The organism is Priestia sp. YIM B13551 (assembly GCF_042787905.1).
Lineage (GTDB): Bacteria > Bacillota > Bacilli > Bacillales > Bacillaceae_H > Priestia.
The window spans coordinates 904,428-929,089 of the sequence record NZ_JBHZOX010000001.1; the positions used below are offsets into that span (position 1 = coordinate 904,428).

Here is a 24,662-nt window from a genome sequence, read left to right on the forward strand (position 1 = left end):
CAAGCGTGAAATGGGGAATTTCTCGATTATCTTGGCTAAAAAAAGTATTTAGTCATCGTTTCTTTTTTGTACACAGCTATGTTTTTCTCTTTAATTCGCATTTAGAACATAGTTTTACTAAAAAATAAAACACAATCTTTTAAGAGATTGTGTTTTATAGCTCTTTAATATATTCAATGACAGAGTCTGGAAATTCATTTCGACTTCCGCAATTTCCACAGTAAAATCCGCTATATTCGTCTGTCGCAACGTACTGCCTTAAAAGAAACAATGTTAACCTGTTTGGGAGACCGCATTCTGTGCAAAACGCCAAGTACTTGCTGCGCTGTCTGTTTGCTGACATACGTTTCATCCTTTCGATTAACTATAGAAAGCGTTTTCTTATTTATATGGAGCTTTCTTATCAGTTTATGACAGCAATTACGGCCTATCTCCAATTATTGTCGCGGCGAGAAGAGCGAAAAAAGCGCAGAATTAAATTAATGACAAGCACAATAGCCAAAATATTAATTAATAACCCAAAAATCCCGCCTAGTGCCCCCATATGACCAAGCAAACCGCCAAATAAAAGTCCTGCTAGCCCTCCATACAGAAGTCCACGGGCGAATCCCCCGCGGTTTGAACGAGTAACGCCTCGATTTACCGTTCCATTTCTGCGGTTTGAAAAATTAGACCTTGGCTCATTTTGTCTAACGCTTGGCTGTCTATTAAACGAACGCTTTCCCGAACGATACGACCTTGCACTTGCGTTATAGTCATCGTGATAGGAAATATATTCAGCTAAGGGAGATAAACTTAGCGAAAAGATTAATGCTACAGCGATCAGTATTTTTTTCATCTGTTTTTTCCTTTCTTGACCTAATAGTAACTGTTTATTATAGTGCGCTGTTTCATGCATATCATACGTTTTGGAACAAAAGGGCAATTCAGCTTCATACAAATTTTTTAATCGGGTATCATAACGTTATACTTTGTCCTAGAAAGGAGCGTGCATGTACATGATACGAAGAATTAGTATACTGCTTTTCACACTGTGCTTCTTATTTAATGGAGCCCTTCCTGCACTATGTAAAGCGGAACAAGTAAAAAATATAGCTGTGCGTGACCGTTTGCTTTATCAAGGTAATAACCACCTAAAGCAAACCGCCCTAACATTTGATGATGGACCGGATCCGCGCTTTACTCCACATGTATTGGATCAATTGAAAAAGCATGGTATTAAAGCAACCTTTTTTCTTATTGGGGCAAAAGCTCACGAACATCCTGAGCTGGTGAAGAGAATGGTAGCTGAAGGTCATGCTGTTGGGATTCATACCTATTGGCACCCCAATTTACTAAAAGAATCGACTGAAAAGTTTCACTGGGAAATTGCCAAAACTCAGGCTATTATTAAAAACATTACCGGTTTTGAAACACAGCTGTTTCGTCCTCCATATGGAAATTTAACGCAAGAAATGATCAGCGAGCTGCCAAATGAAAATGTCTATGCGATTAACTGGTCTTCTGATTCATTAGACTGGAAGCAAATCCCAGAAGCAGAAATCACCAAGAATGTATTTAAGAACATGCACGCCGGAACAATTGTTTTGATGCACGACGGAGGCCATTGGACCATGGACCTTTCCAACACCGCAAAGTCGCTGGATACCATCATTCCTAGACTTAAACAAGAAGGATATCATTTTGTGACCGTCCCAGAACTTTTGCACATCCCTTATCCAAAAAATTAAGCTCCAACGAGTTTCTGATTTAGAAACTCGTTGGAGCTTTACGATTTCCCTTAATAGAAAGTAAATATGCCCCTCCTACAAAAAGAGCGTGTCAAAAGATCTAATTCAAATCCATCTTAAAACTCAAAAATATGCCTTATTTCTTCAAAACGTTATCATACTAAAGATACAAAATGAGGCATTCTTTTTTTGTTCCATCGCTCTACAATAGAGGGAATTTACGGATAACCTCTAAAATAGGTTTTAAGTTGCATGATTAGGAGTAAATATTACTATAACTACTCTCATATTTTTAGACAAGCTGCATATAGATAAAATGAGAGAGTCGAACGCATTCCACATATCCCTAAATTTCTTCTTCTCACAAAAAAATTGACGAACTTTTTTTGTCAACAGGTGCGTATAGATATGATAGAATTCCTATATAATGACCTGGATTCATTTCTAAACAAGGAGTTTTGACTATGATTAATGAACAAGAGACGTTGTTATTTATTAAAGAACTTGGCCGCTTGTTGAAAGACTATCAAAACTGTTCAAACGCCTCTGTAAAAAGTGAAATATATAAAGATATCGTGTTGTTGAGCAATGTTATCCAGTTAGATCACGTGAACGTTTCTTACGCTTAGAAAATCCTTTTTATTTCTTTATAAATTTCAGTTTTTCTACTATAACTACAGAAAAGGAAGAAAAGAGACGATTTCCATCCATCTCTTTTCTTCCTTTTCTCGTTCTCATATTTTTATAGTTATTTAAAACATAGTTTTATTAAAATTGCTATAGAGTTTTTCGAGTGTCTTCGGTCCAACTATTCCATCTACCTGCAGATAAAGTGCTTGTTGAAAAGCTTTTACCGCTTTGAGAGTGGAAGACCCGAATATACCGTCTGCTCCTCCAGAAAGAGAATAACCTAAGTGAATAAGCATACGTTGAATTAACTGTACATGATTTCCTCGATCTCCGTATTCAATTAGCACTCTTGAAGCCTTTTCCGTCTGTTTCTCAGGTTTTTTTCCACTTCGAAGCTCCGACAAAGATAAACCGAATGTATATTGAAAATGAGGGTAATCTTTTAAGCTTGTCCAATCTCCTCCCCATTCCAACCCGATCCTTTTTCCTATCTCTCCCGCTTTGTTCCATCTTCGATCAATGGTCCAGTCAACTTCTCCGTTGTCATCAAGCAGCGCAATATCAAAAGCTAGTCCATAATTATGATAAGAATAGCCGCCTTTAGCATTAGTCACGATACTTCCTGGTGTTGTTCGGCCTTTTGAATATAGTTTATGCTGCTGCTCTATCGATCTAAATCCTTCAGTTATCACAACAAATATGCTTTCTTTATATGCTTGCCTAATGAGCTCGTACGATTTTTCTTGCACTATTTCATGTACATTCTGCAACTTATTTTCTGCTTTTTTTAACAGCTTGTCTAATGATAAACCGCTCATACTCCCCACTCCTTAACTAGATGGCTTCTCCTTATATATACGTATAAGACGAACTCTAAGGGAGGCATCCAGTATCAGTTTATGCGGGAAGTAGTTAAATGGTGCAACAGTGCCTGCTGTGTAGAGCTGCTGTTATTTCAGCACCCAGTGGCTGATAGCCTTCGCTACTCCGTTATTGACATTTGTATCTGTCACCCAGTCCGCTGCTTCTTTTACAGCTTCCTGAGCATTTCCCATGGCGATTCCACAACCTGCCGCTTCAATCATAGCCATATCATTTAAGCTGTCTCCCATTGCAATGACTTCATCCATTGAAATGCCCAAACGTTCACATACCGTCATAATCCCTTTTGCTTTGTTAATACCAAGTGCATTAATTTCTAGATTCGTTAAACTAGAGTTGCTGATTTCAAAATCTGAAATGCCTGCTATTTGTTTCAGCACTTCTTCTCGTAAAGCATCATCTGGAATATCGTAGCCAAACTTCAGCCATTCCTGTGAAGCAATATCTTCTGGAAATTCATCTCTCCATACTTTATCCGTAGTCACAGCCCAAAAGTTAAGCTTATGCTCTTGCGTTAAATTCCACATTTTCTCAATGTGTGAAGCATCAATTAACTTTCGTTCTACAAGCTGTCCAGATTCATCCCAGATTTCGCTTCCGTTTACTGTAATAAGGTAAGAAGACAGCTCAAGAGATTGCGCGTATTCACGGCATGTTAAAAGAGAGCGTCCCGTACTTAATACCACATGAACACCTTGTTCTTGAGCTTTAGCAATGGCCTCACGATTTTCTTTAGAAATTTCCTGCTGATTGTTCAGCAGCGTTCCATCCATATCTAGTGCAATCAGTTTAAATTCTTTTTTTTCATTTGTTGGCATCTTTCTCTCTCCTTCTTATGAATAGTAGATATAACATTACGCTGAACATTTGGCTTACACTATGTAACTCTTACTACAACTGTAGCACAGGAGCATTTCCCTCTGCATCAGATAAGTGCTGAAATGGTCAATTATTCTACGGGGAATAATTGAAGGAAAATAAAATAGCTTTGCCGTAATTTATATTTAACGCTTTTTATTTTTATTTATTTCAACTAGAATGTTGGTAAAAGGATGTGAATATTATGAATACTATTATTTCACCACGCGAATTACATACTGCATTGCAACAATCCCAACAATCCATTATTTTGCTTGACTGCCGATTTACCCTTGGAAAGCCTGAGGCAGGCTCAGATGCTTATCAAAATGAGCACCTCCCGGATGCTCATTATTTGGATTTAGAAAAAGATTTGTCCTCTGTGGCTACTTCCCACGGAGGCAGACACCCGCTGCCCGATGTTCAAAAGCTAGCTCAGAAGCTCGGCAGCTTAGGAATTAATTCTGATTCCAGAGTCGTCGTTTATGATGAACAAAACGGGATGATGGCTTCAAGAGCATGGTGGCTACTGCGATATATAGGAATTGAATACGTACAAATTTTAAATGGAGGTTTTACTAACTGGAAACAATCGGGATATGAAACAACTAAGAGCGTTCCAGCAGCTTCTCCTCAAACTTTTGTACCTTTCGTTCAACAAGATTGGGGACTTGCAGGAGTTGAATACGTAAAAGAGAATCTTCATAACCCTAATGTTGTTCTTGTCGACTCTCGTGAAAAAAAGAGATATCTCGGCTTAGAAGAACCCATTGATTTTGTAGCAGGACATATTCCAGGCGCCATTCATTCTTTTTGGCAAGATGTGTTAACTTCAGAAGGTTTATGGAAAACAGATAAAGAGTGGAAGGAGATGTTTTCTGCTATTGATTCTCACGCTGAAATCATTGTATACTGCGGATCGGGTGTATCTGCTTGCCCTAACGTTTTAGCTTTAAAATCAGCAGGTTTTCCAAATGTAAAATTATATGCCGGCAGCTGGAGCGATTGGATTAGCTATCGTGACAATCCAATCGAGAAAAACAGATAGACAAAGAAGGCTCAGTCTCACCAAAAGTATAGGGACTGAACCTTCTTTTTTTGTATTCTTCTTATTAGCCGCATGTTATTTGCTGAGCCTTAACATAAAATCATGAAGCCGCTCTAAGGTAAGCAAATTTTGATTACATGCTTCGCTATCTTGACAAATATAATTTCCTCGTTGTGTAAATGTCCCTTGAACAGTTCCTTTGATTTCAGCAGTGAACATACCGACTTCCTCGTAGCTGTGGCAAAGCGTGCATATTCCTTTTTGATTGATAGGCTTAAACGTTCCTTGAATACCTTTTAACTTCTCGATATACGGCTCCTGCGCTACGATAAACTTTCTGTTTGAGCCTTTATCGATCCAGCTAACATAGGAAATGCTCGTTAGATCAATGCTATCAGCAGAAGGGACTTTTAACTTTTTCACTTTTGGAAACAACTTTTTCACGCCAGCTTCTGTAAAAGATTTAAATGGAATCACGTAAGGCTTTATCGTTTCTAAAAACACCTCTGCTTGCTCCTTATTTCTAACTTCAGCAACTGACAGCAGTAATTCTTCCTGTTCCTCGCTAAGAACATCAAACACATTTAATACTTTTTCTTTTGCAAGAGCTTTTAAAGCCTGCAGCACATCAGAATTGTTTACTGTTCCATGCCCATTGATAAGGATTTGCGTTTGGCTTTTGATAAAGTTATATTGATCATTTCTTATAAACGCTTCCACGTTCTTCACTCCTTCTTCATTTAATCAGCTACTTTTTACTTTACCGTACAGATTCCTTTTATGAAATGTAAAAAATAAATCAGAAATAAACTATACCTAAAAAAGCGCGGGCATTCAGTTGCCAGCGCTTGATTTCTACCGTTGCTTTTTATATACAATTTTTTTGATGGTTTCGGTTGATAAAAAGTATTCACGGGCTAGTTCCTCAATTGAAGTTCCTTTTTCAAAGAAATTCTTAATCCGTTCGTTTCGCTCGTCAATCAACTTTCTTCCACCAGAGCAAGTTCCCCATTTTCTTTTTGCCTTCTGCGGCTTTGGAATATAAATGGTTTCTCCTTGAATATATTTTTGAATTTCACTAATCAGCTCTTCAGGTAAAACATTTGTTGCTTTTACATACGTCATTTCTGCCAGCTCCTTATGTGGTTTTGCTTATACAATAAGGGGCAAAGCCGTATATATTAGAAATGAGATATGCGCGGTTAGGCGATGTCTATTACTAAACCGTCCACCCCATGCAAAGTATCGCCTTTCTAATATCAGGCTTTGCATGAGACGCTGCAGTATCTGGTAAACATCTTTTATTTACCATTTATTACACCTCCACTTTACATCGACTGTAAACCAAACTTGTATAAAATTACAATTATTGGCTCAGATTTTATTATAAGCTATCTATAATCTTGCACACAACACCTTCTTACTTATAAAGATGACACCAAAAATAAAACGAACTTGCAGTGAGCTCGTTGTTCTCCCTGCAAGTTCGTTTTATTTTTGTTATGAACGCTTCTGCTTTTTGTTAGCTGAACTGCTTTGAACACCTTGTTCAGAAGTGGTCGTCCCTTGTCCTTCTACATTTGGTGAACCTAGCTCTGATTTTGAGCGGTCTTTTTTAATTTTACTCATGTCACTCACCTCCAATTTGTAGTGTACCCTTTGTACAGCTACATATAAGGAGAGGTGTGCTGTTTTTATTGTTTCTTGAGCATAAATAGCCATAGAAACGTTAAAGCTTGCTTTAATTCATTTGGGAGCTGTCCAATCAGCTTATCAGTAACATTTCGCTTATATACACCTTCGCCATCGATTACTTCCCATCCATTTTCTTTTGCAAGCTGTTCAAACTCCCACGGCATCATCGTATTGCAAATGACGTGTTCACCATATAATCGTCGAAAGCTATTGGTACGAGGCTGAGCAGTTGGTCCAAGAATACCTACGCATGCATATCCTCCTGGTTTTACAACTCGGTACAATTCCTTCAAAGCTAATCGAGGATGCTCGGTCCATTCTAGGGCGTTGATTACCATAACCCCTTCTACTGATTCAGAAGAAAGCGGCAGCTTCATAATATCAGCTTGAGCGAACGACAAATTTTCACTTTTATGCAGCTGGGATGCTTTTTGAATCATTTCTTCCGATAAATCAAGACCGATTGCTTTATATCCAGAAGCAGCTAGAAGAGACGTTCCAAACCCATCACCGCAGCCCACGTCTGCCACCATACCACCTGATTTAAGATGTTTTTGAATAAATGGAATCACTGTTTTCCGACTTCCGTTTTTCCACATTTCTTCACTTCGGCTATTCCAAAATGATACTTTTTGGTTCCACTCGTCTTGAGCTTGATCATGCCAATTAAATGTTGTCATTTTTTATCCCCTTTGTACTCTTTTCTTTACCTTATCACTTTTTGCAATGAATAAAAACGACTATTTCAGCAACCATATAGATGTAAAGGAAGGTGTTTATTTGTATGAAAGAACGTTTCGTTGCAGTACGTAAAAATGCAGACGGTGACCTCTTAGAATTCCAAACAGCTTCAGGAGACGTTTTAACCTATGAAGAAGCCTTAAAGAAAGTAGAAGCAGGGGACGTTGAGCATGTGAGTACCTTTGTAGGGAAAGATGGCGGTACGTATATTCGCAGCATTCCTGATCATGACAAAACAAATAATCTCGATGCATTGCCATCGTTTTAAAGGAGAATGAAGATGACTAAAAAGAATAACAAAGGAAGCGCTAATCAAAGTAATCCAAAAACGCAGCACCATCTTGTAGAAATGGGTGAAGAAATTTCAAGCGGGGATAATTCAAAAGGAAACAAACGCAATAAAGATCAGTCAAGTAAAACACAATAAAAAAAGCCGTGCTTCTTAGCACGGCTTTTTCTTATTAATGTTGGCTAGGAAGACCTAATGTTGAAAAATCTCCTGTTGCTACGCTTGTTCCAACTGACGCAACACCTGCTACTAATGTAAACGCTAATGCCATACCGACTAATACTTTTTTCATAATTATTTCCTCCTCTTTCTTTGATTTGACTCTAGTGTATCACAGGATAAAAGTAGATGAATTCCTTTCTATCAGCATTTATCCCCTTAAAACCACGGATTTCCTCCATTTTGATAGAAATTTCTCAAAAATTATAATGATAGGAATATTTTAAACAAATAGAGCTTCAAGTTCTTTTTCTACTAGCTTGACGAATCGCTCATTTCGTTGCAGGGTGAAAATGGTCATAGACTTTTCCATATATTCTTTACCTTGTTCAATTTTACCTAATTTGATTAAGCTCTCTCCTGCTTGGTAATGAAGTTCTCCAAATAAATACATTGATTCATTACTAATGCACAAATCGATTCCTCGGTTGCTATATATTAATGATTCATCATAGTTACTCATATCTCCAAGCGTTTTGGCAAGTGCATTTAAAATTCTAATTTTTATATTTTCGTCTTTTGTTTGGGGCAGCTCATTTAAGCTTTTGAGTGCTGTTTGATATGTATCTAGAGCCTGTTCATACTCTTTCTCTTCATAAAGAATAATCCCAATGCTATTTAAAATTTCAATTTCTCTTTCCTTATAAAACGTTGCCGATTGCTTAGTAAGATCGATCGCTTGGTACATTTTAGACAGCGCATCTTCTTTGTTGTGATGAATGTAATACACGCAAATACCTTCGTGCCACATTAAAAATTGCTTGTTCAGCGGGTTTTGAAACAGGGGACTTTCTTTTTCTTTTACAATGATATTATGAATAGCATCATAATCTCTCTGACGAATATATTGACGAATTAACGATTGAACCGCATCTACGTAATCAAGTCGAGGTGATTCTACACTATCAAAAAAGTAGTTAACATCTACGCCAAGGCGCTTAGAAATTTTATAGAGGGTAATGCTTGATGGATATTCTTCACCGTTTTCAATTTTGCTGATTTGCGCTTGTGTACAAATGTCTCTTGATAATTCTTGTTGTGTCAACCCTGCCATTTTGCGAAGGTCTCTCATAACACTCCCAATTCTATACTCTCTCATCTCTTTTCTCACCCTTACTTTCACATAATATATTCTCTCTATAAACATATAGTGATTTTATTTAGATAGTCAACTGTAAACTCGTTAAAAATTTATACAATGTTTCGAAATTGACCATTCCCTATAATAGCAAATTAATCTATAATAGTAAAATAGTGTATTATTTCTCTTCTCTAAAAAATCCTGCAAAAAAATAATATTGAGACATAACGAAATCAATCCAGTCTACAGACGAACAAATAGGATGAATAAGCTAATATAGATCACTTGTTACACCGCTAAAAGCACCTGCATACATGAAACCTATGTTCACCATAACAGCAAAAAATCCGAACGATTTATCGTTCGGATCTTCCTTCACCTAACATATTTTTGTTCCATCCTCATTCACATTTTTATTTATAAACAGGATATCCAACAAATTTAAAGTCTTTGCCGATTGACGTCACAGAAAGACGCTCCACGTCCACTGCGTCCCACATTTTCTCTACGCCTTTTCCTTCTAGGAAAGTAGGAGCTTCTTTTCCTCCTGAAAGCTTTGGAGCCATATACAGCACCAATTTATCAATTAAACGATTCTCTAAGAATGCGGCATTCACTTCGCCCCCTCCTTCAATTAAAAGAGACGACACAAATTTCTCACCTAGTATAGAAAGCATATCTTCAAGATTTACTTTGTCCTCATCGCTTGTAACAAATACTTCGACGCCTTGCTTTTCGAGCTGTTCTTTTTTTTCTTTTGAATAGCCCTGACTTGTAAATACCCACGTTGGAGCTAAAGAATCTGTTGCTAGCTTAGATTCAAGCGGCATGCGCAGCTTTGAATCCATCACAATACGAATTGGACTGCGGCCGCCTTCAATGCGAGTTGTCAGCTCGGGGTTGTCCTTAATGACCGTGTTCACCCCTACTAAGATACCCGCTGTTTCATGACGCAGCTGATGTACATCCAAACGAGCTTCCTCAGACGTAATCCACTTGCTGTGAGAAGAAGCAGTTGCTATTTTACCGTCTAACGTAATCGCTGACTTTAATGAAACAAACGGCTTCTTCGTTACAATATACTTATTGAAGACCTCATTCATTTGACGTGACTCTTCTTCACATACACCTGTTATGACCTCAATGCCTGCGTTTTCTAAAATTTTAACTCCATTACCTGCTACTAAAGGATTGGGGTCTAAAGTTGCTATGACCACTTTTTTTACACCGGCTTCAACTAGCGCTTCAGCACAAGGACCTGTACGTCCGTGGTGTGAACAAGGCTCTAGCGTTACGTAAGCAGTCGCTCCTTTTGCTTGTTCGCCAGCCATTCGCAGCGCATGAATTTCAGCGTGCGGCTCTCCCGCTTTTAAATGCGTACCGATTCCAACGATTCGATTATCGTTTACAATGACAGATCCTACAAGCGGATTTGGATCTGTTTGTCCTTTTGTTGCTTTTGCGTTTTGTAAAGCTATATTCATATAAAATTCGTGATTGATCAAAGAAGAACCTCCTCTTTTAAGTGTCCTGAACGTTTAACTTTGGTGTCTAGATACTTTTCATTAAACTGAGATACATCTCCCCAAAGTGGAACGCGCCCGGATAAAAGTGCGCCGTTTTTCTCAAGCGCGATTAGCTTTTTCGGATTATTGGTAATCAGCGTAACAGGTTTTTGACGCAGCACTTTTAACACGCTGATGGCATCACTATAGCTGCGAGTATCATCTTCAAATCCTAACCCTTCATTCGCCTCTACCGTATCAAATCCGTTTTCTTGAAGAACGTATGCCATTGCTTTGCTGAATAGGCCAATGCCGCGTCCTTCATGATTTGCTAAATAAAATAGCGCTCCGCTTCCATTTTCGACGATCATTTTCATAGATTGTTTTAATTGAAAACCGCAGTCGCAGCGTTTGCTTCCGAATATATCTCCCGTATGGCAGATACTGTGCATACGAATTAGTGCCTCATGCGATTCTTGAAAATCTCCGTACACAAGAACACTCGATTGCTGCATGTCAGCTAAATTAGCTCCTTGCATTTTTTCAATAAGCTCTTCCGTACTTAAAGATCCTTCTTTTACATTATCAGAACGCAGCCATGAATACCAACTAAATACTTGTGTCTCTCCATCTAGATTCACCGGAAGCGTGATAGGTCCTACTATATAAATAAAATGATCATCATTTTTTACTACGTTAATTTTATCTTTTAAAATTGAAACAACTTTTTCGTTAATCACAGTCATTTCCTCCTCTTATGTGTCTTTCACTTATCTACTATTTTCACATTGTGTTCAATCTCTCACATGAACAAATATTTTTTCTAGCACTTCACTACATTTATCTTTTTTAATTGATGTATCAGCTTACTAAAAGTAAGTAACTTTACTTGCTTAAAGTATTATATGACGATACATTTATCTTGTAAAGCTTTTATGTTCTCTTTGTTACTTTTAGTAATTAACTTCTTTAATTATATAAATTATATAATCAAAACATAAAAGCGTAAAGTAATTTATGTTCTTTAAGTAATTAAATTACACAACACTAGATAAAATGCTGACTTTGTTTTATAATATAGGAAGAGAATGGAGGTAATAACATGGACGGTTTAGCACTCTGCCCACGTTTTGAAAAGGCTGTTACTATACTAACGAAACGTTGGACGAGTTTGATCATTTTTCAGCTACTTTCCGGCTCACAGCGGTTTTCTCAAATGCAAGAAGCACTTCCAGTAAGCGGAAGACTCTTATCCGAGCGCCTAAAAGAATTAGAGCATGAAGGAATCGTCATTCGTACGGTTATTCCGGAAACTCCTGTTCGAATCGAGTATTCGTTATCCGACAAAGGATTAGCACTAGCGCCGGTAATTCAGGAAATTCAGACATGGTCCAGTGAGTGGATTACAAAAGAAGAAGTGGAATAAAAGAAATCTCTAAAGAAATCAGGAGAGCTTCTATATCGATATGCTCACAGCCGTTTTCTTTAGAGCTCCATAAATAAAAAAGGCATGCTCCCCTTGAGCACGCCTTTTTTTATTTATGTTATTTTCCTAATGATTCATTTTGAGAAATAATACGCTGTTTCTGGCTTTTTCGTCCGTGCAATACAAGGTATACTGCTATAGCTAAAAGAGCAACAATGGAACAGAATACATACATTCCTTTATAACCGGCTGCTGTGGATAAAATGCCTAATAAAAAGGACCCTAAGCCCATTCCAGAATCAAAAAACACAAAAAACGTAGCTGTGGCGACACCTCGGCGATGAGGAGAAGCTTTTTTTACAGCAATGGATTGAAAACTTGATGTAATCGTTCCAAAGCCTAATCCAATCAATGCTCCAGCTAATAAAAACACCCAGCTTGTTGTCGCTTGGCTAAGCAAAAAGATACCGATAGCTAAAGATAAAATGGACGGATATACCACGCTGTTTTCTCCGTATTGATCAAACCATTTTCCAGTAAAAGGTCTAGAAGCTAATAAGCACACCGCGTAGACAACAAAGAAAAAGCTTGAAGCTTGCGTAAAGCCCATTTCTTTTGCATAAATAGACACAAACGAAATAACACTTGCATATGAAAAAGCTACCACAAGGCCAGCAACAGAAATAGGCAGCGAACGGTATTCAAAAAACGCCGCAAGACCTTTAGCTGGCTGTATTTCATTTGTTGCAGAAGAAGCTTGCACCTCAGGTACACGAAGTACTAGACTGCATAATACTGCTAAAACAGAAGATACAACCGCAACGGTAAAGACCGCTGTATGACCCAAAGTATTTGTTAACGTTAAGCCTACAAACGGACCTACTACCATCGCTAAGTTCATAAACGTCGCATAGTACCCCATCCCTTCGCCTTTCCTCTGTTCTGGAATTACATTTGCAACGATTGCTCCTGTGGCAGTTGTGCTCATTCCAAAACCAATACCATGAAGCACACGCAGCAGCAGCAGCGCAGATAATGAGTGAATGTTCATATATAAAATAGAACCAATTAAAAAGATAAAGACACCTATTAATAGTACTTTCTTTTGTCCTAATGTTGTCATCCACTTACCGGCTAGCGGTCTGAACACAATGCCGGACACTAAAAAAATTGTCACAATTAGCCCTAGGCTTTGTTTACTTGCATGAAGTTCATCCGTTGCAAACAGCGGCAATGTGACAGTTAACATATAAAAAATGACAAAAACAAAAAAGCTGGTCAATGAGACCGCTAAAAAATCTTTTGTCCATAATTTTGATTTCTGCATGATTTTCCTCCTTTTATTTGTTTGTTCGTATCTATTTATTAAAACAAACTAAATCATAGTCTAGAAATAATATGTATACGAATTATCTCAACTCAAACTATTATAGGGTTCATATATGTAAGTGTCAACATGTATTTATCGATTTTGATTTCCGTGCAAGACTTCGCTTTTCCCGCAGGAGTCTTGCACGGAAATCAACCGCTAGAAAGACCTACACACATGAAACCTACGTTTACCACAAAAAAACAAACCATGAATCAAACACTTTGATCAATGGTTCGTTTTTCACTTCGTCTAATATTCTTTTGTCCTAGCCTCTTTTAGAACCTTCACTTCTTTAAATGAGAAATAATTTGATCCGTTACTTCACTAGTAGTTGCGCTGCCTCCAACATCTGGTGTAATGATGCCCGATTCCGTCACTTGTTCGATAACCTCTAATAAATGACTGCCTAATTCTTGTTCACCAAAATGATCCAACATCATTTTAGCCGTCCAAATCTGTCCGATTGGGTTTGCAATTCCTTTTCCGACAATATCAGGAGCAGACCCGTGTACCGGTTCAAACATCGAAGGATATTTTCCGTTCACATTAATATTTGCAGCAGGAGCAACGCCAATACTTCCCATAATAGCAGCTCCGATATCTGTTAAAATATCTCCAAATAAATTGCTTGCCACAATTACATCAAAACGACTTGGATTTGTAACGAAAAAAGCCGCCAGCGCATCGATGTGCTGTGAGTCTGTTTCAATATGAGGATAACTCTTTGCAACATCTTGAAACACTTCGTCCCAAAACGGCATGGAATGAACAATTCCATTTGACTTCGTTGCGCTTGTAACTTTCGCTTTTCTTTTAGAAGCTAATTCAAATGCGTAGCGCATCGCTCGTTCTGTTCCTTTTCGAGAAAAAACCGCATTTTGAATAGAAATTTGATCTTCTCCTTGATAAATCCGGCCTCCTACTTCACTGTATTCTCCTTCACTATTTTCACGAACAACAATTAAATCAAAATCTTTTGGGTTCGTTAGTGGAGATGCGATGCCTTTTAACCTTTTGGCTGGACGAATATTAATTACCTGCTGAAATTCTCGACGAATCTTAATGAGCAGACCCCATAGCGACACGTGATCTGGCACAAGATTTAAATTTCCTACGGCTCCTAAAAAAATTCCGTCAAAGTGTTGAAGCTGCTTTAGCCCATCTTCCGGCATCATCTGTCCGTACTTCAAATAATAATCACAGCTCCAAGGAAATTCTGTAAATTCAAATTTTAATCCCCCGTGAAGATCTGCAATCGTGTGAAGGACCCTAACCGCCTCCGGCACAACTTCTTTTCCTACTCCATCTCCTGGTATGTTCGCTATTTTTAACGTTTTCATCAAAAATCCCCCTGCGTCTTTTATGTAAAAAATTATCGGTCGACCGTCGACTGATATTATCTATTTGATTATACGTAAAAAGAACGCTTTTAACAAGAAAATTCTGAATATATTCATTCTCTTCAAAAATTCAAAATTATTATGACTCTTATGAACAAGCGTATTATAATTAGGAAATAAATGATTATAAATAAACGAGGTATATCAATGAACAATTTTGATTTACACAAGCCGTTACCATACTATCTTCAATTTTATGAAAAAATTAAGCAAATGATTGTGAACGGTGAATATGAACCGGGTCAGCGAATCAATGAAACCCAGCTAGCTAAAGCATTTGGGGTCAGCCGCTCTCCCATAAGAGAAGCAATGCGTTTATTAGAAAAAGACGGCCTTTTAGTTGCAGATCAAAAAACAGGCTTTATTGTTTATTCCCTGTCTCCTGAAGACGTAGAAGAAATTTATCAAATTCGTACGGCTTTAGAGTCTTTAGCCATTGAGCTGTGTATTACTCGCGCTTCTGATGAAGAGCTTCTTTTCATTGAGCAACTGTTAGACAGAACCGCTGAGGAAATAAAGCAAGGAGCCGAAGATTCTCGACTTATTGAGCTAAATGAACATTTTCATCAGCTGATTCTTCAATACAGTCATAATAAACATTTAAAAAAACAGCTCGATAGCGTAAATGTATTGATTTATTTTTGTCGGGTGCTTAATTTTAAAGGTAAAGGACGCGCTGCTGAGATTTTAGATGAGCATCAGCAAGTGTTCACCTTTATGAAAAAACGCAGTTTAAAAGCTGTTGAACATATGCAACAACATTTACATCATGATCTTGTTTATTTACAAAAACGATTAAATACCAAAAGAGATTGAGACATAACTAAATTCATTCAATCCAAAGACGAACAAATGAGATACATAAAAAAATCCGAACGATGAATCGAGATTCTCCATCAAGAATCTCAATTTATCGTTCGGATCTTTCTTCAACGAAAAAAATTTTGTCCTAACCTCTTTTTTTAAATAGGCAAAAACACTCCAGGTGCTTCCCCATGCTCATCGTCATCGAGCCACCACTTAAAGCCTTCTTGTTCAACTAATTTCTGGGCTTCTTCAGGGCCTTGTGAGCCGGATGGATATTCATAAAGCGGCAGCATATCAGCTTCAAATGCATCTAATACAGGCTGCACCCACTGCCAAGATAGCTCTACTTCTTTCCAATGAGCAAAAAACGTGGAGTCTCCGATTAATGCGTCGTAAATAATTCGTTCATATGCTTCCGGCACACTTTCTTCTTCTCTTGAAAACGTAATACGAACCGGCTCAATAACACCATTTTTTAATGGGTTTTTGCTGTTAAGCTGCAAAGCGACGTTTTCGCTTGGACTGATTTCGATAATAAATAAGTTTGGTGCTACTTTGTCATAAGGAGTTTCGTACAGACCCTTTAAAGAATCTTTAAATTCTACGACGATACGAGTTGATTTTTCTTTCATTCGTTTGCCCGTTCGAATATAAAAAGGAACGCCTTTCCAAAATGGATTATCAATCCATAAACGTGCTGCCACAAACGTATCATTTTTAGAGTCTGCTTCTACGCCAGGCTCTTCTTTGTATCCTCTAACAGATTTGTGATTGATTTCTCCGTTTCCGTATTGTCCTCTTACAACATCGCGAGCTACTTCTTTCGCTTGAATTTTCCTCAGTGACTCCATTACTTTTTGCTTTTCTTCTAAAATGTTTTCTGAGCAAATTCGTTTTGGAAGATGCATAGCTGTCATCATGAGAACCTGCAGCATATGATTTTGAATCATGTCGCGTATGGCCCCCGTATGATCATAATACCCTGCACGATTTTCAACACCGACTGTTTCACTTGCCGTAATTTGTACGTTCGCAATGTGTTTGTTATTCCACAGCGATTGCAGCACGGGGTTCGTAAATTCAAGCGCTTCTAAATTTTGCACCATCGGTTTACCTAAATAATGATCAATTCGATAAATTTCTTCTTCTTTAAACGTACTGCTTAGCTTTTCATTAAGCTCTCTTGCTGAAACAAGATCATGTCCAAATGGCTTTTCAATCATAAGACGCTTCCACCCGCTGGTTTGATCCAAGCCGCTTTTTTTTATATGCAGAGCAATTACATCGAAGTATTCGGGTGCTACGGACAAATAAAACAAACGATTTCCTTTACTTCCATGAGTTGTTTCTTGCTCATTCACAACCTTTAATAGCTGTTTGTAATCTTCTGTTTTGCTTGCGTCTACTGCTTGATAATGAAACAGGGACAAAAAATCTTCTTCGTTACTTTCCATTTTCCGTCTCGAAAAATCGTTTATAGATTGCTTTACACGCTCTTTAAAATCCTCATGAGACATCTGCTCGTACCCCGATCCAATAATAGAAATAGCATCAGGGAGCTTTTTGTCTGTAAATAAATTATAAAGAGCGGGAAAGATTTTTCTTTTTGCTAAATCACCCGTTGCGCCAAATAAAACAAAAGTTAAGGACTCCACTTTTTTTTCCTCCCGTCAGGTTGTATGTATGATGGATTTTCTCTTCTCCTAGCTTACCTCTGTTTATTTGGGAATATCCTTTTTTCATCAAAAAGGACGCTCACAAGTGCGAGCGTCCTCAGTTATTTACATTAAAATGTTTGTCATTCCCCACAGCAGCAAAAAACTCAGCAGAATCGTCATATTTGAAACGGTGCCGACAAATTTTTGATCGTATTTGAATTCTACTGCGTAAGGTAAAACTGACCCCGCTACTGGTAGAATGAAGCAAACTAAGATTGTATACCGGAACATATCTTCAAATGGAAGCAGGAAAAACAGCGCAATTCCTACGCCGAGTCCGATTATGTAGCGGATACTTAAAAACATAATAATTTTTTTCAAGTAGCTTTTTTGGAACGAAAAATTTAAATATACGCCTAAAAGCAAAAGAGAAAGCGGCATATTAGCTTTAGAGATAATGCCTGAAACGTCTAATACATATGATGGTAAATGAATGCCTATAATCGCAAGAAGACAAATGATTACGTAGGTAAGAAGCGGCATCGATTTTAATACTTTGTATAAAATCTTTTTAAATTCAATGTCAATATCATCTCCTGAGTAGTAGCTGCCAATCACATAGCATAAAACAAAAATAACAAAGGCATTTCCGACATCAAACATACCAAAATATTTAAGCCCTTCTTTTCCCCAAATGCCTTCTACTAACGGATAAGCAAACATTCCAATATTAAACCCTGGAATCATCATCGTCAGCATGCCTTTCACTTTTCTTTCATCTTTTCGAAAAACAAAAATTCCTACCGCAGCTAACAGCAAGCCATAGACAATTCCAATAACTAATAGTAAAATAAGCGATCCATCAATTTTAATACTGCTGAATGTGACAATAATCAAGCAAGGCATTGTAATATTAAAAATAATTCTGGCTAAAGCTTCCCCGTCTTTTTGCTGAAGGAGGTTTGTTCGTTTTAGTATGTATCCTAATAGAATGATTGTAACGGAATACAAAAACTGACTGTTAAAGCTGCTCATAGACCTACTCCCTTGCCCTCTAAGATAAACGTTTTATAGAAACGTTCTTCATATCTTTTATACTTATTTAATCGATTGTTTTACCCTGTCTTTTTTAATCCTTGTTTCATTATAATATAAGCAGCTTAAAAAGAAACTAGAGAATTGGATGCAGTTTACCTGTTTGTTAGACAAAAACAGCTTAGAAACAAATGAAAAAACTTTCCTCCAAACTGATTTTAAAACAGGAGATTTTTCTTTTTTATGGAATTTGTTTAAAAGGTATGTAGTATTTTTATGAGGAGGAAGAAACGTGAAACGAAAAATGATAGCGCTTACTTTTTCTGCTGCTCTTTGTTTTTCAGCTTCAGGATCTCTTGCTGAAGCTTCTAACAAAACAGATGTAATTCCAAATGCTGATCAGTCGGCAGAAACCTATTTCGACGGAGCGAACGGGAATTGGCTCACCACTAAAAACCCCACTCAATATCAGCAGGCTACGCTCTATGGCAATATTGGGCTTACTCCTTATAACTGGGGGAAACCTGAAGATGGATCGGGCTGGTATCGAATCAATCAGCCCGCTGAGGTCAAAGGAACGCAAGTAAATGGCATTTTTGAAGACGCTCAGTTCGTCATCCGTGTTCCTGATAACTGGAACGGAAAACTTGTGGTAGCCGGCATTCCTGCCACGCGCAACGAAACGTCCACCGATTTATTATTCAGCGATTACGTTCTTAAAAAAGGCTATGCATTTGCAGCCACCGATAAAGGAACGCAAGGAGAAAGTGACCCTAACGATCCTTTTGCTAAAGTAAAAAATGCACTCGCTAACGATGACGACAGCGTAGCAGAATGGAATATGCGCTATCGTCAACTGACAAAAGCTGCCCAGCAATACTTGACTACTCATTATTCAGACAAGCTAATCAACCCGTCCAACCGAAAAAATCCTGCAAGCGATTTGATTCGAAACGATCATAAAGTACCAACGTATGCAATTGGCATTTCAAACGGTGGATACGTCGTCAGATACGCACTTGAGCACGATGATCCAAAGCAAACAAAAGAGCCTCGTTTATTTGATGGAGGCGTCGATTGGGAAGGCGTATTATGGAGTTCAAAAGCACCAAATTTAATTAGCTCACTAACACCTGTTGTCAACAACGCAGAAGAAGCGCTGTACGGAACGGGAAAAGAGCAGAAAAAAGCCATTAAACAAATGTATAAAGCAGGTCTTCCGAAAGGATCAGAAAAATTGTGGAATTACCATGATCAAGTGTACTGGTCGGTCACATTAAACATTTACCGTGATCACTTTGATCCAACTGCTCCAGGAAGAACAAACTGGCACAACTATTTAAACTTTACTTCAGCAGGTTTACGTGATCGCTCATGGGATTATATCTTTGAAAATTATCGCTATCAAACCCGTCCAAAAAGTGTAAAAGAAAATGTAGCAAAAGTAGAAAATACAGGCGATATCGATGTACCTCTTATCAGTATGGCCGGCTCTCTCGATTCACTTATCTTCCCGTCTATTCACGCGGAAGGCTATGAAAAACTCGTTAAAAAAGCTGGCAAGGCAAATCTTCATCGTCTTTATACCGTTAAAAACGGAAATCACGTTGACAGCTTAGTATGGAATAAACAAACGGATCCAAATCAAGAGCTTCAGCCCCTGCTTCCATATGCCCATCAATCTTTTGATTTGTTAGTAGACTGGGTGGAAAATAAAAAAGCTGCACCTGCAAGTAAAGATATTAAAGCACCTCAAAATAACCTTAAAGTAATGGATATAAAATCCGGACAAGAAGTAGATCCACGCTGAGGTTGAAACATAACTAAATGAATCCAACCTAAAGACGAACAAATGAGATACATGAGCTGGACTGCTTATTACACCGCAGTTGATTTCCGTGCAAGGCTTCGCTTTCCGCGGGCGGTCGCTGAGCCTCCTCGTTGCTTGCGCTCCTGCGGGGTCTCATCTGTTCCGCTTTTCCCGCAAGAGTCTTCGCCTTGCCCTCCAATCAACTGCTAGAAGGAACGAAACAGATAAAACTATATTCACAATCACAAAAAACGAACCACTAATCAGACATGTTGATTAATGGTTCGTTTTTCACTTGGGCTAAAATACTTTTCTCTCAGCCTCAGTCTTCATAATAATCAAGATACAAATGACCTGCTGAGTCTGCTTGACCTAAAAATACCTTATCGGCTGCAGCACCTTTCTTTTTGAGCTGTTCTTTAACCCACGCTACGCTATATCCCAGCTCATGAACCGCTTCTTTCATTATATTTCCGTCCATGATAATCGTTTGAGGTAATCGTGTCGCCTCTCCTTTTATTAATAAATCTTCTCTCGTAACGTTTTGCTTTTCTTTTTTTAACAGCACGCTTAATTCGCCGTTGGTTTCGAGCATGGCAAAAGCTACGTCTTCCACATAAAAGATGTCTTTTTTTCGAAGCTGCTCCATGAGCTCATCTACTGTATATTTTTCTTTTTTTACATTTTCCTCAAGAATTTTTCCTTCTTTAATGAGGATCGTTGTTGTCCCTTCCACCGCTTTTCGAAAGCTTATACTTTTTAACGATACGTTTGATACAAAAATAAGAAACGATGCCCACACTAAAATTGCGACTACCCCGTGACTTGCCTGTAAATCTACATCCATTGAAATTGTTCCTGCAATATCTCCAATTGTAATGCCAACGATATATTCAAAAAAAGAAAGTTTGGATAACTGTTTTTTCCCCAACAGCTTTGTGATAAAAAACAAGCCAAGTAAAATCAGCACTGAACGAAGTACCACTTCCATCCAATGATTCAACGCATGCACCTTCTTTACTAAAATTGATGTATCCTTTATCTTGTACTTATTTTTATGTATGAACACGTTTTTTCATCTTCCATTATTTACATACCTTTCACGACAGGTTAGAGTAGAAAGAAGTAGGAAGCAAATGGGGGTTTTATGATGAACGATGAAGTGTTAACCGTATTTAACGACCAACAGCAGCGCATAGGAACAGCGTCTCGCAAAGAAGTTCATGAAAAAGGCTATTGGCACGAAGCGTTTCACTGCTGGTTTGTCAGCCGTGAAAATGATACAGACTATATTTATTTTCAAATTCGAAGCGAACAAAAACAAGATTATCCCGGTGCGCTTGATATCACAGCTGCCGGACATTTGCTTCATACAGAAACCGCTGTGGACGGAATAAGAGAAATTCACGAGGAACTTGGTGTAAACATTTCATTTGATGAACTGCTTCCTTTAGATGTCTTTAAATACGAAGTATCTCAGCCGCACTATGTTGATAAAGAATTTGCACACGTATTTTTATACCACAGCTCTCATCTGCTCACTGCTTTTACGTTGCAGCAAGAAGAAGTATCAGCACTTGTAAAAGCGCCTTTTTCTCACTTTTGCGAACTGTGGCTTGGAAATCAAACAGAACTGATCATTGAAGGGATAACAAATAAAAAAGAGCCAATTCACCGTACAGCACATAAAAGTGAATTTGCTCCTCATCCCAAAGCTTACTATAAAACGATCATTGCATGTATTAGTCAGCAGCTGCATTCAACAGAAAAAGCTTAGAATCCTAAGCTTTTTCTGCTGAGAAAACCATGTATGTTGCACTGCCAAGCGCAACAAGCTTGCCGCTGCTGTCTTCAATTTTCACTTCTCCAACAGCGAGTGTTTTGCCGCGGTGAGACAATGTAGACTTTGCAACTAAATAATCGCCTATACCTGGTCTAGTATAATTTACTTTTAACTCAACTGTACTGGCGCTTTCCTCCTCAGAAAGAGAAGATCGCACAGCCGAACCAACCGCCGCGTCGATAAGCGTGGCAATAACGCCTCCATGAACCGTTCCTCTTCCTTGCAGAAGCTGCGGTTGAATCGTAATTTTCAACTCTGCATACCCTTTTTCAAGCAGCGTTTCTTCAATGCCAATATAATCCCAAAACGGAATCATCCCTTTACTCGTTCGTTTCATCAATCTCATCCTTTACATAAATAAACTATGTAAGAAATTCTAGAAAAGCTGGAAAACTCCTGTTTTTATATACAAAAAGCGCTTGCTCTTTAGCAAACGCTTTTTATTCCTCTATTTTTCAAATAAAAACTGCACTTTGTTTTCTTTCCATTCTAACTTGGCATTAAAGGTTTTATCGCCTTTTTTAAAGCCTTCAATTAAATCTGTTTGTCCTTCGCTTAACAGCTTTTTTAAATTAGCCTGCGTAACTGTTTTACCTAAAATCTTTTTCGATACGGTAAACGTGCATTTTGTTTTTGCATAGTTTGAGCATCCGTAAAATGAGCCTTTATCAACTACTTTTCCGTCGCAAAGCTTACATGAACCAAACGATTTAGAAGAAAAGCCTTTACCTTTTCCCTTACCTTTTCGCTGAATGGATTCAGTATCGTATCCGCTGAAGTTCCACTTGCTTTCTGCTTCGACAGCGTCTTCGATAATTTTAGCTGACAGCTTCTTTGTTTGTTCCATAAAGGCAGCGGCCGATGCTGTTCCTTCTCCAATTTCAGCTAGACGCTGCTCCCATTTAGCCGTCATTTCTGGAGAAGCTAAAATTTTATCGCCAATCGCGTCAATCAATACCTTTCCTTTATCAGTCGCAAATACTTGGTTTTTTTTCACATCAATATATTTACGATCTTTAAGCATTGTAATGATTCCAGCGCGCGTAGCTTCTGTTCCTAAGCCTTCTGATTTTGCTAAAATTTTCTCCAGCTCGTCATTATCCAAATGCTTGCCTGCTGTCTTCATCAGTGTAATCAACTGACCTTCCGTGTAGCGTTTTGGAGGCTGTGTTTTACCTTCTTTTACGTCTACTTTAATAACTTTTCCTTCTTCGCCTTCTTGAACATTCGGAAGAATAACGTCGTCATCTTTCTCATTTTGAAAAATTACTTTGCGCCAGCCTTCTTGGATTTGCTGCTTTCCTTTTGAAATAAAAGCTGCTCGCTTTTCCACTAGTGTCGTAATCGTTGTATAGTCGAAAATCGCTTTTTCGTAGTGTGCCGCAATTAGACGTCTTACGACTAAGTCGTAAATTTTCTGTTCGTCTCCTGACAGTTTGCTGGGGTCCTTCACTTGTTCCGTTGGAATAATCGCATAGTGATCGCTCACTTTTTTTGCATTTACATAGCGTTTATTTCCTAGGATTGAAGCGTAAGGCAGCGGAAATAAATGTTCATATTCAGAAAAAGCACTCAGCTTTTCTAAAATCTCAGGAAACGTTTCCGCTTCTCCTTCTGTTACGTAGTTTGAGTCTGATCTTGGATAAGAAACAATTCCTTTCTGATACAGCCCTTGCAGCACATCAAGCGTCTTTTTAGGAGAAAACTTAAACGCTTTATTCGCCGTTGCTTGAAGTGATGATAAGTTAAATAATAGCGGCGGCTGGAACTCTTTTCGCTCCGTTACGAGTTCATGAACTTCCGCGTCTTTTCCTTCGCAAAACTGAGCAATTTTATAGGCCATTTCTTTTTCTTTAAGACGCGATTCTCCGTCTTGATGCCATTTGCCTTCATACTTCTTTCCTTCAATATCAAACTTGGCAAGCACTTCCCAAAAAGGCTCTGATTTAAAGTTATCAATTTCTTTTTCACGCTTCACGATCAAAGCAAGCGTTGGCGTCTGAACTCGTCCTGCTGAAAAAACATCTGACATGCCATGCTTTTTTAACAAAATGCTATACACCCGTGAAGCATTCATCCCAACGACCCAATCTGCACATGCTCTTGTATATGCTTCATAATAAAGGTTACGCGTATCGCTTTCGTCTTTTAACTGTTGAAACCCATCATAAATGGCTTTTGGCGTTAAAGAAGAAATCCACAATCGCTTCATCGGCTTATGCACACCTGACAGCTGAATGATATTACGAACGATTAATTCCCCTTCACGCCCCGCATCTCCCGCATGTATAATTTCTGTGACCGTGGGCTTTTTAAGCAGCTTTTTTACCACTTGAAACTGCTTCGCTTTTGAGCGCGTCACTTCATATTGAAAACGGTCTGGAATCATCGGCAGCGTGTCAATTGACCACTTTTTCCACTCCGGCTTATAATCTTCCGGACTCACAAGCTGACATAAATGCCCGACTGCCCACGTTACATATGCTCCGTCTGTAAACACTTCATTCGGTGGAATCTCTAAATAGCCGTCGTGACGCTTCGGCTTAAACTGTGAAGCTAGCGTAGATCCTTGATCCGGCTTTTCTGCAATAATTAACTTCATGTATCTAATCACCTTACATTTCAAATTTCCA

28 protein-coding genes are annotated in these 24,662 nt (G+C 38.3%); 9 read left to right on the forward strand and 19 right to left on the reverse strand.

Annotated features, from left to right (window positions below; genetic code table 11):
• Positions 1-154 precede the first annotated feature (154 nt).
• Both ACFX4N_RS04705 and ACFX4N_RS04710 read right to left on the reverse strand, forming a co-directional pair.
• Complete coding sequence (locus ACFX4N_RS04705) at positions 155-343, reverse strand: hypothetical protein (protein WP_013056683.1); 189 nt, start codon at positions 341-343, stop codon at positions 155-157.
• An 84-nt stretch (positions 344-427) separates the two neighbouring features.
• On the reverse strand, positions 428-838 hold the full coding sequence (locus tag ACFX4N_RS04710; RefSeq protein WP_029321326.1) for a hypothetical protein: 411 nt from the start codon (positions 836-838) through the stop codon (positions 428-430).
• Positions 839-998: 160 nt separating this feature from the next.
• Here ACFX4N_RS04710 and ACFX4N_RS04715 point away from each other — a divergent pair, with 160 nt between their 5' ends.
• Both ACFX4N_RS04715 and ACFX4N_RS04720 read left to right on the forward strand, forming a co-directional pair.
• Positions 999-1,730, forward strand: a complete 732-nt coding sequence (locus ACFX4N_RS04715; protein WP_057273032.1) for a polysaccharide deacetylase family protein — start codon at positions 999-1,001, stop codon at positions 1,728-1,730.
• Between the two features lie 464 nt (positions 1,731-2,194).
• Positions 2,195-2,359, forward strand: coding sequence for a hypothetical protein (locus ACFX4N_RS04720; protein ID WP_013056680.1), 165 nt, complete (start codon positions 2,195-2,197; stop codon positions 2,357-2,359).
• A 123-nt stretch (positions 2,360-2,482) separates the two neighbouring features.
• Here ACFX4N_RS04720 and ACFX4N_RS04725 read toward each other — a convergent pair whose 3' ends face one another.
• Positions 2,483-3,178 carry a peptidoglycan-binding protein gene (locus ACFX4N_RS04725; protein WP_057273031.1) on the reverse strand — a complete coding sequence of 232 codons (696 nt, stop codon included), beginning with the start codon at positions 3,176-3,178 and terminating at the stop codon, positions 2,483-2,485.
• A 132-nt stretch (positions 3,179-3,310) separates the two neighbouring features.
• Positions 3,311-4,060, reverse strand: a complete 750-nt coding sequence (locus ACFX4N_RS04730) for a Cof-type HAD-IIB family hydrolase (RefSeq protein ID WP_057273030.1) — start codon at positions 4,058-4,060, stop codon at positions 3,311-3,313.
• A gap of 245 nt (positions 4,061-4,305) precedes the next feature.
• Here ACFX4N_RS04730 and ACFX4N_RS04735 point away from each other — a divergent pair, with 245 nt between their 5' ends.
• Positions 4,306-5,148 carry a sulfurtransferase gene (locus ACFX4N_RS04735; RefSeq protein WP_192100711.1) on the forward strand — a complete coding sequence of 281 codons (843 nt, stop codon included), beginning with the start codon at positions 4,306-4,308 and terminating at the stop codon, positions 5,146-5,148.
• A 75-nt stretch (positions 5,149-5,223) separates the two neighbouring features.
• On the opposite strand, the gene ACFX4N_RS04740 is transcribed toward ACFX4N_RS04735, so the two are convergent.
• The 4 genes from ACFX4N_RS04740 to ACFX4N_RS04755 all read right to left on the reverse strand — a co-directional run bounded on the left by ACFX4N_RS04740 (position 5,224) and on the right by ACFX4N_RS04755 (position 7,523).
• A complete protein-coding gene (locus tag ACFX4N_RS04740) occupies positions 5,224-5,868 on the reverse strand; it encodes a FusB/FusC family EF-G-binding protein (RefSeq protein WP_057273028.1) in 645 nt (214 codons plus the stop codon).
• 135 nt (positions 5,869-6,003) lie between these two features.
• Positions 6,004-6,273 (reverse strand): CD3324 family protein, encoded by a 270-nt coding sequence (locus tag ACFX4N_RS04745; protein ID WP_013056675.1) that lies wholly within the window; start codon positions 6,271-6,273, stop codon positions 6,004-6,006.
• A gap of 375 nt (positions 6,274-6,648) precedes the next feature.
• Positions 6,649-6,777, reverse strand: a complete 129-nt coding sequence (locus ACFX4N_RS04750; RefSeq protein WP_013056674.1) for a YuzL family protein — start codon at positions 6,775-6,777, stop codon at positions 6,649-6,651.
• Between the two features lie 65 nt (positions 6,778-6,842).
• A complete protein-coding gene (locus tag ACFX4N_RS04755) occupies positions 6,843-7,523 on the reverse strand; it encodes a class I SAM-dependent methyltransferase (protein WP_029321310.1) in 681 nt (226 codons plus the stop codon).
• Between the two features lie 104 nt (positions 7,524-7,627).
• Here ACFX4N_RS04755 and ACFX4N_RS04760 point away from each other — a divergent pair, with 104 nt between their 5' ends.
• Together ACFX4N_RS04760 and ACFX4N_RS04765 are read left to right on the forward strand one after the other, a co-directional pair.
• The gene (locus ACFX4N_RS04760; protein ID WP_013056672.1) at positions 7,628-7,852 is read left to right on the forward strand and encodes a DUF3892 domain-containing protein; all 225 of its coding nucleotides are present in this window, start codon (positions 7,628-7,630) and stop codon (positions 7,850-7,852) included.
• Positions 7,853-7,864: 12 nt separating this feature from the next.
• Positions 7,865-8,011 (forward strand): hypothetical protein, encoded by a 147-nt coding sequence (locus ACFX4N_RS04765; RefSeq protein WP_013056671.1) that lies wholly within the window; start codon positions 7,865-7,867, stop codon positions 8,009-8,011.
• Positions 8,012-8,315: 304 nt separating this feature from the next.
• Here ACFX4N_RS04765 and ACFX4N_RS04770 read toward each other — a convergent pair whose 3' ends face one another.
• The 3 genes from ACFX4N_RS04770 to ACFX4N_RS04780 all read right to left on the reverse strand — a co-directional run bounded on the left by ACFX4N_RS04770 (position 8,316) and on the right by ACFX4N_RS04780 (position 11,418).
• Entirely contained in the window at positions 8,316-9,191 is an 876-nt protein-coding gene (locus ACFX4N_RS04770) for a helix-turn-helix domain-containing protein (protein WP_029321308.1), read from the reverse strand.
• 395 nt (positions 9,192-9,586) lie between these two features.
• The gene (gene ribD, locus ACFX4N_RS04775) at positions 9,587-10,678 is read right to left on the reverse strand and encodes a bifunctional diaminohydroxyphosphoribosylaminopyrimidine deaminase/5-amino-6-(5-phosphoribosylamino)uracil reductase RibD (RefSeq protein ID WP_057273027.1); all 1,092 of its coding nucleotides are present in this window, start codon (positions 10,676-10,678) and stop codon (positions 9,587-9,589) included.
• Complete coding sequence (locus ACFX4N_RS04780) at positions 10,675-11,418, reverse strand: GTP cyclohydrolase II (protein WP_013056667.1); 744 nt, start codon at positions 11,416-11,418, stop codon at positions 10,675-10,677. The genes ribD and ACFX4N_RS04780 overlap by 4 nt, the downstream gene beginning before the upstream one ends.
• A 362-nt stretch (positions 11,419-11,780) precedes the next feature.
• Here ACFX4N_RS04780 and ACFX4N_RS04785 point away from each other — a divergent pair, with 362 nt between their 5' ends.
• A complete protein-coding gene (locus tag ACFX4N_RS04785) occupies positions 11,781-12,104 on the forward strand; it encodes a winged helix-turn-helix transcriptional regulator (protein ID WP_014460492.1) in 324 nt (107 codons plus the stop codon).
• A gap of 118 nt (positions 12,105-12,222) precedes the next feature.
• Here the strand turns inward: ACFX4N_RS04785 and ACFX4N_RS04790 are convergent, their stop codons facing one another.
• Entirely contained in the window at positions 12,223-13,431 is a 1,209-nt protein-coding gene (locus ACFX4N_RS04790; protein WP_050690042.1) for an MFS transporter, read from the reverse strand.
• 329 nt (positions 13,432-13,760) lie between these two features.
• Entirely contained in the window at positions 13,761-14,816 is a 1,056-nt protein-coding gene (locus tag ACFX4N_RS04795; protein ID WP_055989381.1) for a tartrate dehydrogenase, read from the reverse strand.
• A 207-nt stretch (positions 14,817-15,023) separates the two neighbouring features.
• Between ACFX4N_RS04795 and ACFX4N_RS04800 the strand changes: the two genes are divergently transcribed.
• Positions 15,024-15,692: a GntR family transcriptional regulator gene (locus ACFX4N_RS04800; protein ID WP_013056663.1), complete on the forward strand. Its 669-nt coding sequence runs from the start codon at positions 15,024-15,026 to the stop codon at positions 15,690-15,692.
• Between the two features lie 146 nt (positions 15,693-15,838).
• On the opposite strand, the gene zwf is transcribed toward ACFX4N_RS04800, so the two are convergent.
• Both zwf and ACFX4N_RS04810 read right to left on the reverse strand, forming a co-directional pair.
• Positions 15,839-17,338 (reverse strand): glucose-6-phosphate dehydrogenase, encoded by a 1,500-nt coding sequence (gene zwf / locus ACFX4N_RS04805; RefSeq protein ID WP_013056662.1) that lies wholly within the window; start codon positions 17,336-17,338, stop codon positions 15,839-15,841.
• A gap of 126 nt (positions 17,339-17,464) precedes the next feature.
• Entirely contained in the window at positions 17,465-18,376 is a 912-nt protein-coding gene (locus ACFX4N_RS04810; RefSeq protein WP_013056661.1) for an AEC family transporter, read from the reverse strand.
• Positions 18,377-18,668: 292 nt separating this feature from the next.
• Between ACFX4N_RS04810 and ACFX4N_RS04815 the strand changes: the two genes are divergently transcribed.
• Positions 18,669-20,186 carry an alpha/beta hydrolase gene (locus tag ACFX4N_RS04815; protein WP_274589558.1) on the forward strand — a complete coding sequence of 506 codons (1,518 nt, stop codon included), beginning with the start codon at positions 18,669-18,671 and terminating at the stop codon, positions 20,184-20,186.
• Positions 20,187-20,254: 68 nt separating this feature from the next.
• Here ACFX4N_RS04815 and ACFX4N_RS04820 read toward each other — a convergent pair whose 3' ends face one another.
• The gene (locus tag ACFX4N_RS04820) at positions 20,255-20,389 is read right to left on the reverse strand and encodes a hypothetical protein (RefSeq protein ID WP_013056659.1); all 135 of its coding nucleotides are present in this window, start codon (positions 20,387-20,389) and stop codon (positions 20,255-20,257) included.
• 119 nt (positions 20,390-20,508) lie between these two features.
• On the reverse strand, positions 20,509-21,198 hold the full coding sequence (locus ACFX4N_RS04825; protein WP_223268947.1) for a DUF421 domain-containing protein: 690 nt from the start codon (positions 21,196-21,198) through the stop codon (positions 20,509-20,511).
• 135 nt (positions 21,199-21,333) lie between these two features.
• Here ACFX4N_RS04825 and ACFX4N_RS04830 point away from each other — a divergent pair, with 135 nt between their 5' ends.
• Positions 21,334-21,963, forward strand: coding sequence for an NUDIX hydrolase (locus tag ACFX4N_RS04830; RefSeq protein ID WP_328126431.1), 630 nt, complete (start codon positions 21,334-21,336; stop codon positions 21,961-21,963).
• A 4-nt stretch (positions 21,964-21,967) separates the two neighbouring features.
• On the opposite strand, the gene ACFX4N_RS04835 is transcribed toward ACFX4N_RS04830, so the two are convergent.
• Positions 21,968-22,366: a PaaI family thioesterase gene (locus tag ACFX4N_RS04835; protein WP_057273022.1), complete on the reverse strand. Its 399-nt coding sequence runs from the start codon at positions 22,364-22,366 to the stop codon at positions 21,968-21,970.
• A gap of 111 nt (positions 22,367-22,477) precedes the next feature.
• The gene (locus ACFX4N_RS04840) at positions 22,478-24,631 is read right to left on the reverse strand and encodes a DNA topoisomerase III (RefSeq protein ID WP_098547954.1); all 2,154 of its coding nucleotides are present in this window, start codon (positions 24,629-24,631) and stop codon (positions 22,478-22,480) included.
• Positions 24,632-24,662 lie beyond the last annotated feature (31 nt).